General features: G+C 72.3%; 10 protein-coding genes. 6 read left to right on the top strand and 4 right to left on the bottom strand.

Annotated features, from left to right (window positions below):
- Window positions 1–115 precede the first annotated feature (115 nt).
- Window positions 116–1,327 carry an MBL fold metallo-hydrolase gene (locus ACWGIH_RS00295; RefSeq protein WP_453447393.1) on the top strand — a complete coding sequence of 404 codons (1,212 nt, stop codon included), beginning with the start codon at window positions 116–118 and terminating at the stop codon, window positions 1,325–1,327.
- A gap of 320 nt (window positions 1,328–1,647) precedes the next feature.
- On the opposite strand, the gene ACWGIH_RS00290 is transcribed toward ACWGIH_RS00295, so the two are convergent.
- Window positions 1,648–3,315: a SpoIIE family protein phosphatase gene (locus ACWGIH_RS00290; RefSeq protein WP_453447394.1), complete on the bottom strand. Its 1,668-nt coding sequence runs from the start codon at window positions 3,313–3,315 to the stop codon at window positions 1,648–1,650.
- 493 nt (window positions 3,316–3,808) lie between these two features.
- On the opposite strand from ACWGIH_RS00290, the gene ACWGIH_RS00285 reads away from it, so the two are divergent.
- From ACWGIH_RS00285 to ACWGIH_RS00265, 5 genes are all read left to right on the top strand, one after another.
- Window positions 3,809–5,587 (top strand): ATP-binding protein, encoded by a 1,779-nt coding sequence (locus ACWGIH_RS00285; protein WP_453447396.1) that lies wholly within the window; start codon window positions 3,809–3,811, stop codon window positions 5,585–5,587.
- A gap of 67 nt (window positions 5,588–5,654) precedes the next feature.
- The gene (locus ACWGIH_RS00280; protein ID WP_344524647.1) at window positions 5,655–6,089 is read left to right on the top strand and encodes a roadblock/LC7 domain-containing protein; all 435 of its coding nucleotides are present in this window, start codon (window positions 5,655–5,657) and stop codon (window positions 6,087–6,089) included.
- A 2-nt stretch (window positions 6,090–6,091) separates the two neighbouring features.
- On the top strand, window positions 6,092–6,463 hold the full coding sequence (locus tag ACWGIH_RS00275; protein ID WP_453447398.1) for a DUF742 domain-containing protein: 372 nt from the start codon (window positions 6,092–6,094) through the stop codon (window positions 6,461–6,463).
- Window positions 6,441–7,037 carry a GTP-binding protein gene (locus tag ACWGIH_RS00270; protein WP_363207541.1) on the top strand — a complete coding sequence of 199 codons (597 nt, stop codon included), beginning with the start codon at window positions 6,441–6,443 and terminating at the stop codon, window positions 7,035–7,037. The genes ACWGIH_RS00275 and ACWGIH_RS00270 overlap by 23 nt, the downstream gene beginning before the upstream one ends.
- Window positions 7,034–7,606, top strand: a complete 573-nt coding sequence (locus ACWGIH_RS00265) for a GAF domain-containing protein (RefSeq protein ID WP_453447484.1) — start codon at window positions 7,034–7,036, stop codon at window positions 7,604–7,606. Before ACWGIH_RS00270 ends, ACWGIH_RS00265 begins: the two co-directional genes overlap by 4 nt.
- Before the next feature lie 35 nt (window positions 7,607–7,641).
- Here ACWGIH_RS00265 and ACWGIH_RS00260 read toward each other — a convergent pair whose 3' ends face one another.
- From ACWGIH_RS00260 to ACWGIH_RS00250, 3 genes are all read right to left on the bottom strand, one after another.
- Window positions 7,642–9,528, bottom strand: a complete 1,887-nt coding sequence (locus ACWGIH_RS00260) for a DUF2264 domain-containing protein (RefSeq protein ID WP_453447399.1) — start codon at window positions 9,526–9,528, stop codon at window positions 7,642–7,644.
- A 51-nt stretch (window positions 9,529–9,579) separates the two neighbouring features.
- Window positions 9,580–12,024 carry a polysaccharide lyase 8 family protein gene (locus ACWGIH_RS00255; protein WP_453447400.1) on the bottom strand — a complete coding sequence of 815 codons (2,445 nt, stop codon included), beginning with the start codon at window positions 12,022–12,024 and terminating at the stop codon, window positions 9,580–9,582.
- A 220-nt stretch (window positions 12,025–12,244) separates the two neighbouring features.
- Window positions 12,245–13,345, bottom strand: coding sequence for a LacI family DNA-binding transcriptional regulator (locus ACWGIH_RS00250; protein WP_453447402.1), 1,101 nt, complete (start codon window positions 13,343–13,345; stop codon window positions 12,245–12,247).
- Window positions 13,346–13,504 lie beyond the last annotated feature (159 nt).

The following is a 13,504-nucleotide window of genomic DNA, read 5'->3' as shown; positions in this document are numbered from 1 at the left end:
AGTAGGAGTACATCACGCGGCTGCCCGCACGTGGCCGATGCGGGCCCCTCCGGGCAGCCGCTGTCGGAGGCGGTGCACATAATGGAGATCTGACCTACCCCTTCCAGGAGGTGCTGTGTCCCGTTCGCTGAGCTCTGGGCTCCGCTCGCTCAGGACCGCCGCCTTCGGCGCGGATCCGGCCGGTGAGCGGCTCGCGAGGATCCACAGATCGCCGAACTTCGCCGACGGGTCCTTCCAGAACCCCGAGGGGGCGCGGACCCGGCCCACCGGTTCGACGCTCGAGTTCGCGAAGATCTACTTCCGCAAGGAGGAGCGGATCCGGCGCGGGCCCAAGGGCACCGTCCCCGTGCACGCCACCACCCTCGCCGATCTCGCCGTGCCCCCGGCCGGCGGATTGCGCATCACCTGGATGGGGCACTCCAGTGTGCTCGCCGAGATCGACGGGCAGCGGGTGCTCTTCGACCCGGTCTGGGGAGAGCGGTGCTCTCCCTTCTCCTGGGTCGGACCCAAGCGCCTGCACCCCGTGCCGGTGCCGCTCGCGGCGCTCGGCCCGGTGGACGTCGTGGTGATCTCGCACGATCACTACGACCACCTGGACATGCCCACCATCCGGGCCCTGGCGGGCACGGACACCGTCTTCGCGGTGCCGCTGGGCGTCGGCGCCCACCTGGAGCGCTGGGGCGTCCCCGCCGACCGGCTGCGCGAGCTCGACTGGAACGAGGCCACGAAGGTGGGCGGCCTGACGCTCACGGCGACGCCCGCGCGCCACTTCTGCGGCCGCGGCGTGCGCAACCAGCAGCACACGCTCTGGGCGTCCTGGGCCGTCGCGGGACCCGAGCACAGCGTCTTCCACAGCGGCGACACCGGCTACTTCGGCGGATTCCGGGAGATCGGCGCGGAGCACGGACCGTTCGACGTCACGATGATCCAGATCGGGGCGTACAGCGAGTTCTGGCCCGACATCCACATGACGCCCGGGGAGGGGGTGCGCGCGCACCTGGACCTCCAGGGCGGGCGTCCCGACGGCGTGATGCTGCCCATCCACTGGGGCACGTTCAACCTCGCGCCGCACCCGTGGTCCGCGCCGGGCGAGGGCACCCTCGCCGAGGCGGCCCGCGTGGGGGCGAGGATCGCGCTGCCCGTGCCGGGTGAGCCGTTCGAGCCCGCGTCGGACTCGACCCCGGCGGAGCCGTGGTGGCGCAGCGTCGCGATCGAGCCGGAGGGAGGCTGGTCGCTGCCGAACGTCGCCGCCGCGGCCGCGGAACTCTCCGCCCCCACGGAGCCCACGGAGGGCACCGGGGAGCCGGAGGCGGCGCGCGTCGGCTGACGGGAAGAAGCGGCGGGCCGGGAGGGGCGGTGCGTGTTCGCTCATCTTCCGGGGCGCCGGGGCGGCAGTGCACGTCGTGCCGCCGCGCAGCCGCTGGTCGCAGCCGACGTTGCCCCGCCGTGGCCGCCTAGCTCTCCGCCCCCACCGGGCCCAGGGAGGCCACCGGGGAGCCTGAGGCGGCGCGTGTCGGCTGACGGAAACCCGCAGCAGCCGGGAGGGACGGCGCGTGTTCGCTCATCTTCCGGGGCGCCGGGGCGGGGGCGCATGACGCGGCGCCCCGCAGCCGTTGGTCGCTGCCGACGTTGCCCCGCCGCGGCCGCCTAGCTCTCCGCGTTGACTGGAGGAAACCAGCAGCAGGCCGGGAGGGCGCGTGTTCGCCCATCTCCCGGGGAGCCGGGGCGGCAGCGCACGTCGCGCCGCCCCGCAGCCGTGTCAGCCGGGTGTGGGTGCCAGGGCCGCCGCAGGGGAAGCTCCCTGGCCGGCGGGGGCGACGAGCAGGGTGAACCAGACGGTCTTGCCGCTGGTGGTGGGCCGGGTGCCCAGGCGTCGGCGAGGGCCTCGACCAGGAGCAGTCCGCGGCCGTCCTCCTCGGTGGTCTCCGCGAGCCGGGCCCGCGGCCGGGGCGTGGTGTGGTCGGTGATCTCGACGCCCAGCTCGCGGACGCTGTGCCACACCCGGAGATTGATGGGCCCGCGCGCGTGGCGGTAGGCGTTGGTCAGCAGTTCGGAGGCCAGCAGGAGAGCGGTGTCGCTGTGTGCCGTGAGCCCCCAGTCCGCCAGCCTCGCCCCCAGGAACCGCCGCCCGGCAGGGATCGAGGCCGTCTCGTGCGCGAGGTCCGTCTCGGCGGTGTCCAGCGGTGCCGTGGGAAAGCTGACGAGCAGCAGGGTCACGTCGTCGGCGTACGCCTCGGTGTCCGGCAGCAGCGCGTGCAGCACACGGTCGGCGGCGCTCTCCAGGTCGGCGGCAGTGGCGAAGACGTCCTCCAGCATGCTGGTCACCAGCTTCAGCCGCAGGTCGATGTCGCTGCTCGACGTCTCCACCAGACCGTCGGTGTAGAGGGTCAGCGTGGTGCCGGCCCGCAACGGCAGCCGGACCTGCTGGTGCGGCACGCCACCCACTCCCAGGGGGATCCCGGTCGGCACCGGCAGCTCGCGCACGGTCGCGTCCGGCTCGATGAGGAGCACCGGCAGATGACCGGCCGAGCACACGGTCACCTCGCCCTGGGCCGGATCGGCCTCCAGATAGACGCAGGTGACGAACGGCTCGGGCAGATCACGCGCGAACGCGTCCAGCGTCCGCATCAGCTCGCACGGCGGGAGCCCCGCCAGGGCCAGGGCGCGGCCCGCGGAGCGCAACTGCCCCATGACCACGGCCGCGTCCAGGCCGCGTCCCATCACGTCGCCGACGAAGACCCCGACCCGGCCGGCGCCCAGGTCGATCAGGTCGAACCAGTCCCCGCCGACCCCCTGGCCCTGCGTCGAGGGCAGATAGCGGCTGGCCGCCAACGCGCCGGGAATCTGCTTGGCGTTGCCCATGAGGTTGAGGGCCAGCGCGACCTGGCGCTGCTGCGCGTGCAGCTCGGTCAGCTCCGCCTCGCCTCTCTTGCGGGCGGTGATGTCGCGCATGATCGAGCAGGCGGCCGTGATGGAACCGTCGTGGGCGCGGATCGGCCACAGGGTCACGTCGATGTCCAGGACTCGGCCGCCGACGGCCGTCCGGCGGGTCTCGTAGTGCTCGATCCGCACGCCCCGGGCGATCTGCGCGAGCAGACCCGCTTCCTCGTCCTTGAGGTCCGGGGGCACGATCATGCCGACATGCCTGCCGACGGCCTCTTCGGGTGTGTATCCGTACAGCCGTTGCGCTGCCGCGTTCCAGAAGGTGATCTCCCCGTCCAGGGTCTTCATGAGGATCGCGTCCTGTGAGGATTCGACCAACTCACGGAAGAACCCCGGCTGACTCCCGGCGTCCCGCAGCCTTTCGATGGACATCGCTGATGCCTCGCTTCACCTGACGCGCCCGCATCCGGGCGGAGAGAGGCATCTCTCCCACACCTGTGCACGTCCACGTCGCCCATCACTCTCGTGTTGACGGATATTGCAGTACGACAGGCGCGGCTCTCAGGGTTCTCCCTGTATTTCACCGATACGGATGCGGACTTGTCCTTTCTCTGCGAAGTCCGGGTGGGTCGGGTGCCACATTGGGACGTTCGTGAGGCGTCCGCCCCCGCCGCCGACGGCCGTCGAACACTTACTCGGCGGTTAATCGGACGGCCGTGCGACGTGTCATACCAGAGCGGGACGCAGGGTGCCGGACTTTGTCAACTGCCCCCCGCACATGAAGCGTTGATGACTACCGTGAGTGTCCGCCGGTCGACGCAGGGATCATGGCAGCGATCTCGCCTGTGCCCTCCCGACCGGTACGGCGATGCCGCGAACCCCCACGTCGCGCCCGCCGGAGCCCGTTCCCCGACCGAGGACGCTGATGTCTCACCTCCGTGCACCGGCCGCCCGCGCAGACCGCCGAGAGGGCGGGCGGCACGGCAGGCCCGGGAGCCGACCCGGCACGGCGCTGCCCGAGGCCCGGATACGGCCCCAGCTCCTGCGCATCGCCGTACTGCCCGCCGTCGCGGTGGTGCTCTGCGCCGCTGCCGCCGTGCTGTTCATCGTCCGCTCGTCCCCCGGCCCCCTCGAACCCGCGCTGCTCGTCATCCTCGCCGCCGCCGGTGCCATCAGCCTGGCCAGCGTCGTGATCGCCGCCGTCGCCGCCGACCGCACCGCCACCTCCGTACGCGACCGCGTCGGCACCCTGCGCCGCACCACCGCGCGCGGACAGGCCGAACTGCGCGAGGTCGTCGAGAGGCTGCGCCGCGGCGACGGCCCGCCCCCGCGCAAGGCTCCCGCCACACCCGCGCCGGACGGCGACGAATTCGGGCTGCTCGCCGCCGAGCTGTCCCGGGCCCAGGACGTCGCCGTCACCGCCGTGGTGCAGGCCTCCCAGCTCTCCAGCCACGCGGGCAGCGAACAGAAGGTCGAGGTCTTCGTCAATCTGGCCCGGCGGCTGCAGTCCCTCGTGCACCGCGAGATCTCGATCCTCGACGAACTGGAGAACGAGGTCGAGGACCCGGAGCTGCTCAAGGGCCTCTTCCACGTCGACCACCTGGCCACCCGCATCCGCCGGCACGCCGAGAACCTCGCCGTGCTCGGCGGCGCCATCTCGCGCCGACAGTGGAGCAACCCGGTCTCGATGACCGAGGTGCTCCGCTCGGCCATCGCGGAGGTCGAGCAGTACTCGCGGGTCAAGCTGGTGCCGCCGATCGCGGGCACCCTGCGCGGCCACGCCGTCGCCGACGTCATCCACCTCCTCGCCGAACTCGTCGAGAACGCCACCGTGTTCTCCGCCCCGCACACCCAGGTCCTGCTGCGCGCCAACCTGGTGACGGCCGGGCTCGCCGTCGAGGTCGAGGACCGCGGCCTGGGCATGCCGCTGACCGAGCAGAACAAGATGAACCACCTGCTCGCCGACCCGGACCAGGTCAACGTCGCGAGCCTCCTCCAGGACGGGCGGATCGGCCTCTACGTGGTCTCCGCGCTGGCCCGGCGCCACGGCATCGCGGTCCGCCTCCAGACCAACATCTACGGAGGCGTCCAGGCCGTACTGATCCTGCCGCAGGGCCTCCTCGGCACCGAGCCCCAGGCCGAGCCCGTCGCCGCCGGCCGCCCACAGCGAGCCCCGGAGACCGCGCCCCCGGCAGCCCCCGGCGCCGTACGCGAACCGGTGCAGGCACCCGCCGCCGCCCACCACCCGGAGCCGGTGGCCGTCCCGCAGCAGCCGCAGCGGGACGTGCCGCAGAGCCCGCCGACCGCGCCCCTCACGCACGGCTCCGGACCCGCCCCGCTGCCCGTGCGGGGCAGGGAGGGCAGGCCGACGCCGGCCGATGCCGTGCCGGGCATCCGGCCGGAGGACCGGCAGGCCGCCGCCGAGAACACCGGGACGCTGCCGACCCCGCTCAACGGCAGCGCCGTACGCGGCCGGGTGGGAAAGCCCCAACTGCCCAAGCGGCGCGCCCAGGAACACATCGCGCCCCAACTGCGGGACGCGCCCACGCCCCGCCCGGAGAGCGAGCACCACATCGGCCACGACCCGGGCCTGATGGCCGCCTTCCAGCGCGGCATCGGACTCGCCGCCGCCCAGGAGATGCGCGACCCGGTGCCCGGACCCGAGCTCAACGCCCCCCGCGACGGGGGCGACCAGGGTGGCTGAACCGCACCTCCCCACCAGCACCATGTCTGCCCCGGCAGACCTTCGTACCCCAAGGAGTCGATCCACCATGGCGAGCGATGCGCCGACCGGGCAGGTATCCGACCTCGACTGGCTGATGAGCGGGCTCGTGCAGCGCGTGCCGCACACCCACAGCGCGGTCCTGCTCTCCTCCGACGGACTCGTGAAGTCGGTCCACGGCCTCGACCCGGACAGTGCCGATCACATGGCGGCCCTCGCCTCCGGGCTCTACTCACTGGGGCGCAGCGCGGGCATCCGGTTCGGGGACGGCGGCGACGTGCGCCAGGTCGTCGTGGAACTCGACTCCACCCTCCTGTTCGTCTCCACGGCGGGCTCCGGCACCTGCCTCGCGGTGCTCGCCGGGCGCGACGCGGACGCGGCGGTCCTCGGCTACGAGATGACGATGCTGGTCAAGAGCGTGCGCCCCTACCTCCTCACCGCACCCCGGCAACCCGTCGGCGAACCCGCCCCGATGAGGCATTGAGCGTGGCGGCCCCGCACGACGGGCCCTGGCTCGACGAATCCGCCGGACGGCTCGTCCGGCCGTACACGGTCAGCGGCGGGCGGACCCGGCCGACCGCCCAACTGGACCTCCTGACCCAGGTGCTGGCCACCGGAGGCCTGGTCACCACCTACCTGGGGCCCGAACACACCCAGGCACTCGGGCTCTGCACGGCACCCACATCGGTCGCGGAGATCGCGGCGCAGCTGAAGCTGCCCGCGGTCGTCACCAAGGTGCTGCTCTCCGATCTCGTCGACTGCGGGGCGCTCACCCTGAGAGCCCCGGACTTCCACCACAACCCCACCGACCGGTCCCTGTTGGAGGCAGTGCTCGATGGACTACGACGACAGCTCTGACCCCTTCCCCACCGCACTGAAGATCCTTGTCGCGGGAGGTTTCGGGGTCGGCAAGACGACCTTCACGGGCGCGGTGAGCGAGATCGCGCCGCTCAGCACCGAGGAGCTCCTCACCACGGTCAGTGAAGGCACCGACGATCTCTCCGGCGTCGAGAACAAGACCACGACGACCGTGGCCATGGACTTCGGGCGCATCACCCTCGACCCGGAGCACGTGCTCTACCTCTTCGGCACGCCCGGCCAGGAACGCTTCTGGTTCATGTGGGACGAACTCTCCGAAGGCGCGCTCGGCGCCGTGGTCCTCGCCGACACCCGCCGCCTGGAGGACTGCTTCGCGGCGGTGGACTTCTTCGAACAGCGCGGCATGGGCTTCATCGTCGCGATCAACGAATTCGACGGCGCCCACCGCTACGAACCCGAAGAGGTGCGGTCCGCCATCGACCTCGATCCGCAGGTGCCCGTCGTGCGGTGCGACGCGCGGATCTCCAGCTCGGGCATCGCGACCCTCCTCACCCTCGTCAAACACCTCCTCGCCCACGCCCCGGCCGCCCCGAGCTACGGAGCCCACACCTGATGTACGACTCGACCGCGCCCCTGCTGCTCACTCCTGTCGACAAGGAGGCGCCCAGCCGGGTGCGGAGGCTGCGCAGACTCGGCATAGGCCTGCGTCCGGAGCTCGCCTTCGACGCCTTCGCGGACCGGCTCGCGGAGATCACGGGGGCGCCGTACTCCATGGTCAACTTCATCGACGAGAACCGGCAGTTCTTCGCGGGGCTGCACACTCCCGACGACACGGGGGACGGCTGCGAGCTGACGTCCACGGCGGCCGCGGACAACACGGCGTTCCGCTACATGGCGCGCGATCACGGGTACTGCCCGCATGTCATCGTGCGGCGCAAGGCCCTCGTCCTGGAGGACGTCTGCGACTATCCGCGGTTCGCGGGCAACCCGGTGGTCGACGAGATCGGCATCCGCTCGTATCTGGGCGCTCCGCTCATCGACCGCACGGGCATCGCGCTCGGCACCATCTGCGTCGTGGACGTCGAGCCCCGCCCCTGGGGGAGGGCGGGGCTGGAGACGATCAAGGCCATGGCGGCCGAGCTGATCGAGCAGATCCACCGCCGGGAGGACGGCGGGATCTGACGCTCACACACCTCACACGTCCACACCCCGCACGCTCACACCTCCAGGCTGGTGCCGTCGGGGAAGCGGAGTCGGACCAGGTCGTCCTCCACGGTGCATGCGATGGATTCCCGCAACGCCGCGGGCTGCACGGCATCTTGCGACAGGGCGACCAGCGTCACGTGGACCCCGGTGTCGTCGGCGTGCCCGGCGGAGGTCAGGTAGGGCGTCGCCGAGTGCGGGCCGTAGGCGTTGGCGGCCACCTCGCGGGCGATGCCCGCCTCCTCGTCCCACCCGTGGAGGGCGACGACGGCGCTGGTCAGCCCGGCTTCCGTGCGGGTGAGGGCCCAGCCGGGCCCCCGCTCGGCGTACGGCTGGACCGCGTCGGCCACCGCGTATCCGCCCTCGCGTACGCTCACGCCTGCCGGGGCCTGTACGCGGTGGACGCGGATCTCCCAGGGGCCGTGCAGCACGCTGGTCGTCTCGACGGGGAACTCGCCTTCGAAGCCCGGCAGTTGGGCGTCGTGGCGGGAGGCGGCCATGCGTCCCTCGCAGCGCACCGGGTGGATCCGGCGGCGGCGTGAGGGGGTGCCGTCCGGCGCGAGGAGCGCGAGGTGGTTGTCCACGGTGCGTTCCCACGCGCTCGGGGCGCTCTCGGGGGCGGTGGCCGTGGAGTAGCCGAACTTCGCGTAGTGCGGGTCGTCGACCGCGGGGCCTTCGAGGGGGTTGTGGTCGCTTCCATGGTTGATCAGGCGGACGATGCCGTCGTGGCGCGTGCCGTGCAGGAGCCAGCCCGGTTGGGGGAGCGCCGTGTACTGGTCGGACTCCTCGACGGGGAGCGGGAGTTCGCGTTCCGTCCACACCGGGTGGCCGGCGGGCAGGAGCAGGCCGAGGAACCCCTTGCTCGCCCAGTACGGGGACGCCGGGCCCGAGTAGGCCTGGGTGGACGGCAGGAACGTCCCGTACCAGCCGAGCGGAAGCAGCCCGCGCTCGTCAGGGACGCCGCGCTCCACGAAGTGCCGTGCCGTGCCGGACGCGAGCCGCCGGGTGAGGCCGGGGGCCAGAGGCGTGCAATCCGCGAGAGCGCCCATCCATACGGGGGCGGTCGCCGCGAAGCGGTACGTCAGGGAGCGGCCCTGGTGGACGGGGGCGCCGTCGGCGCCGAAGAAGTGCGGGTAGGTGCCGAGGAATTGGGCCAGCCGCTCCCGGTAGACCTCGGCGCGCCCACCGTCGTCCGGACCCGCCATGCGGGCCCAGAGCAGTGGGTACAGATGCATCGCCCAGCCGATGTAGTAGTCGAAGTTGCGGCCGTCCCCGTCGCTGTACCAGCCGTCCCCGCGGTACCAGTCCTCGATGCGGTCCAGCCCGCCGTCGATGTCCCCCTTGCTGTACGGGGCGCCGACGGACGCCAGGAACTGCTCGGACACCACCTGGAAGAGGCGCCAGTTGTTGTCCCACGTCCTGCCGCCGACGAAGCCGGAGAACCAGTCGACGACCCGCTCCTGGACCCGGGTGTCGAGCTTGTCCCAGATCCAGGGGCGGGTCTCGTACAGACCGATCGCGATCGACGCCGCCTCGACCATCTGCTGTGAGCAGTCGCTGAGTTCAGGCCAGGCCTCACCGCCCGCGGCGGCACGGTCCGTGCCCGTTGTCAGACCCTGCGCGTAGCGTTCGATCAGGTGAGGGTCCACCTCGCCGCCCGCTCCCGCGATCCGGAAGGAGGCCAGGAGGAACGACCGCGCGTACCCTTCGAGGCCGTCCGACACGACCCCCGACCAACTGCCCCTGCCTGGCAGTCGGTACTGCGCGAAGTGGGGCGTCGCGTACGGGACGAGCGCCTCCAACTGTCGGTCGGCGAGCGCCTCCCAGTGAGCGCGGGTCCAGCCGGTGAGCGGGGAGAGGACCCGGTCGGTGGGCGGCAGGGTCAGGTGCGGTGCGGGCATGGCGGGTCCGTGCTTCCTGGCGGTGGGGTCGACTGGGCGAGGGCGTGCCGGTCACCTCAGGTGTGCGGTGTGCGTGTGGCCTCGTGAACCGTCGACGCGGACGGTGACGACGGGGCGGCGCCCAGGGGTGACGGTGACCGTGTCATCGGCGCTGACCACCTTCCGTACGGGGAAGGGCAGTTCCAGGGTGACGGTCGTGCCGGTGCGGCCCGGGTCGGCAACGGCCAGCGACAGGCCGGCCGCGCCGCGTCGGACGATCACGGTGCAGGGGCCCGACGCCGAGATCCCGGCCGCGCTGCCAGGACCCCAGAAATGCGCGGCGAGCAGTCCGTGACGGCGGGCCTCGACGGCCTGGGCTGTGGCGTTGTTGGCGACGACGCGGACCGGCCGTGAGTGGGCCCAGACAGCGGTCGCGGCGGCGCTCGCGCCGGGGAGGAGGACGTAGGCGTACGAGGACGAGGTGGGGGAGACGCCGTGGTCGAGCCACAGGGTCAGATAGCGGCGGGTGAGCGGGGTGGTGCTGCCTCCGGTGTCCGCGCCGGTGTTGATCGCGCGCCAGGTGCCGGTCCGCTCCTCGCGCAGGGCGTTCAGGCGGGCGCCGCCCCGGCCGTGCGAAGGCTGTCCTGGGTCGTCGGGGAAGACATAGCCGCCGGTGCCGTCCAGGTGGGCCCAGCGGGCGTCGGGCAGGGGCGCCGACCAGCCGGTGCGCGAGGGCTGACGCCGGCCGTCGACCGTGAGCCGTGGCGCCCCGTCCTCGTACAGATTCCGGTTCTCGACGACCGTCTCGATGGCGCGGCCGTCGCTCGCGGTGATGTCCGCGCCCAGGGCGACGACCGCGTTGTCCAGGAAGAACCACGCCTTCCTGGCACGCAGCGTGCTGCCGTCGGCGAGGAGTTCCATGGCGGCGGCGCCGAATCTCGCGTCGAGCACCGCGCCGCCCGCGACGGCGTTCTTCGGCCGGTAGGTCCCGGTCCCCGCGCCCGAGCCGATGTCGGCGCGCTCGCGGGTGTCCACGGTGGTTCCCGGCAGGCGGTACGGATCGACCGTCGCCCAGAAGCCGTCCCCGAACTGCCCCAGGTCGCCGCCGTCGTACAGGTAGGTCATGCCGTCGCCCGTGTACCAGCCGTGCAGGTTCTCGCCGTTGCCCGCCTCGTACGCGGCGATGCGCTTCGAGGAGAGCGAGAGAGTGAGCGCCCAGCCGGGGCGCCGGTGCACCACCCGGTCCATGTCAGCCAACGCGAAGTGGCCGGTGAGCCGGTCGGCGGCCGGTATGGCGGCGTCGTCGAGGACGGCCTTGGCGCGGGCGATCGCGGGGACGCCGACCAGGCTCAGATAGGGGTGGGTCTTGTTGCGGCGTATCCACCCCTTGGCGAGCGCGCGCCAGCGTGCGGCGTACGCGGCCGGGGCGCCGTCCGCCAGTTGCAGGATATTGGTGAGGGCCGCCGCGCCGTCCTTGTGGTCCGGGGCCTTCTCGCGGGATGTAGCACGGCCGCGTACCGCGTCCATCATCAGCCCGTCGAAGACGACCGGCGAGAACGTCCGGTCCACGGCCTCGTACAGCACGGAGGTCTTCGGATCGGTGACGGCCCAGTCGGAGTCCGCGAGCAGCGCGATCAGCTGCCCCGCGCTGCCGAGCAGGACACTGCCGTACGTCCCCGTGTAGGCGACGGAGCCGTGCTGCACGAAGGACCCGTCCTCGTAGAAGCCGTCGCCCGAAGTGACGTACGTGAACAGGCTGTTCTTGCCCTTGTCCCGTACGTCGGACAGACCGTCGCGAGCCAGGGCGAGCGTGTCCGGATCGCGTGCGAGCAGCCCGCGCAGTGCCACGATGACGGCCTTGTCGGCGCGGTTGGCGCCCGTCTCGGACAGCGTCGGAATGTTCGTGCGGCGTTCCGGGTCCGGGACGAACTTGGCCACCGTGGAGACGTACGCCGTCAGGTCGGCCGCTGCGACCTTCTCCCGCAGCAGGACGCAGGTGTCCATCAGGGCGCGGGGCGCGCCGATCTCCCAGAACCACCAGTTGCCGGACTCGGGGCGAGTGGTGTTGTAGGCGTCGTCGTGCAGGAACCGCAGGGCTGCGAGCAGGGCGTCCGCCGCTTCGGCGCTGCCGCTGAGGGACGTGCCGGGCGTGGCCCAGGCCGTGGCGATCGTGCGCAGGCGGGTGTAGCTCTGGCCGAAGTTGCCCGCGTCCTTCGCGGGGGAGAGGTCGGCCCACAGGGCGGTGCGGCCCGCGGACCGGTCAAGGTCACGCCACCAGCCGGACGCCTGGGTGTCCAGGACCTTCAGCGCCGCCGCGAAGTCCGGGTCGGCGGCGTCGAACGCGCCGCCGGTGAGCTGCGCCGCGGCGCGTGCGAGCAGGGTCTCGTACGGATCGGCGTCCGGGGCGGCGGCCCACGCCGTGCCGCCGAGCGACGGTGCCACCAGGGCGGATGCGGCGCTCGCGGCGAGGAGCGTACGGCGGCTGGGACCGGTGGAGCCGGGGCTGGGCGTGCGCATGGGGAACTCCCGTGAGGCGTCGGGGGCATCGGAGTGCGGGGGAGTGAGAGATGGGGGAGCTGAGGGATGAGGGAGCTGGGGGATGGGGGAGCTGGGCGCGTGAGCGATTCCGCGACAGCATGTAAGCGGTTGCTATGGAAGGGCAAGAGGGCCCGGCATCTTTCTATGTTCTTTCTGTCCTGGCCCGGGTCTGCGTCCAACCCGCCCGGGGGTTAACCGGTTACTGCGCGCGCCGCCGCGCGACCGAGTCCCGCACCACGATGTGCGTGCCCAGCGTCAGGCCGCCCTCGGCCGACTGCTGCCACGCGTCGGCCCCGGCTTCGGCCTCCGTGTCCGGGACCGCGAGCCGCACCGCCTGCCGGCCCATCTCCTCCAGCGGCACGTGCACCGTGGTCAGGCGGGGCCGCAGCGCCTGGGCCATGGGTACGTCGTCGTAGCCGACCAGGGAGATGTCGTCGGGGACCCGCAGCCCGGCCTCCTCCAGGGCCTGCAGCGCCCCGATCGCCACCATGTCGTTGGCGGCGAACACCGCGCTGAACGTCAGCCCCGACGTGAGGAGTTCGGTCAGCCGCCGATGTCCGAACGCGGGGCTGAACGCACCGGTGTGGACCAGCTCCGGCGCGTACGGGACGCCGCGCAGCTCCAGGGCCCTGCGATGCCCCGCCAGGCGGTCGCGGGTGGTGGAGAGGTCGGGTGGCCCGCCCAGGTAGAGGATGCGGTCGTGGCCTTGGGCGATGAGATGGCCGGTGAGGGCGAAGGCGCCCCCTTCGTTGTCGTACTCCACCGAGAGGGTCGGCACGTCACGGCCCACCGAAGGCCTTCCGCACAGCACGAGGCGAGCCCCGCCCGCGTGCAGATCCCGTGCCCTGCGGGCGACTTCGCGGGCGTACGCGCGATCCGAGTGTGCCCCGCCCACCAGGATCACCGCGTCCGCCCGCTGTTCGTGCAGCAGGTCGACGAAGGCCAGCTCGCGCCGCGGATCGCCGTGCGTGCAGCAGACCATGCAGAGGCGTCCGGCCGCCGAGGCCGCACGTTCGACGCCCCGCGCTATATGGGCGAAGAACGGGTCGACGACGTCCTGCACGATGATGCCGACCGTCCGGCTCGACGTCCCGGCCAACGCCCGCGCGTGCGCGTTGACGACATAGCCGAGTTCTCGTACGGCCTGCTCGACGCGCTCGCGGGTGGCCCGCGCCACCGGGTAGTTGCCGTTCAGGACACGGGAGACGGTGGCCGACGAGACCTGGGCGCGTGCCGCGACGTCGATGACTGTCGCCCGTCGCCGCTCCGGGCCATGCGCTGCCGCTGCCGCCTCTGCCATGTGCTCGCCCCTCTTCTCGTGCCGGATCGTCGTGGTCTGTCGCGCGGTTCCCCACGCTCCTTCCACGGAGCCCGCCTCACCCGGCGTAGATGGTAAGCGTGTACTGAGATCAGCGCGTGGCGCCAGAGCGGACGGCGAAAAGTCCAAGAGTGAAGGGGC

This window comes from Streptomyces sp. NPDC054872 (assembly GCF_053610705.1).
This window is presented reverse-complemented; position numbering and strand designations above follow the sequence as displayed.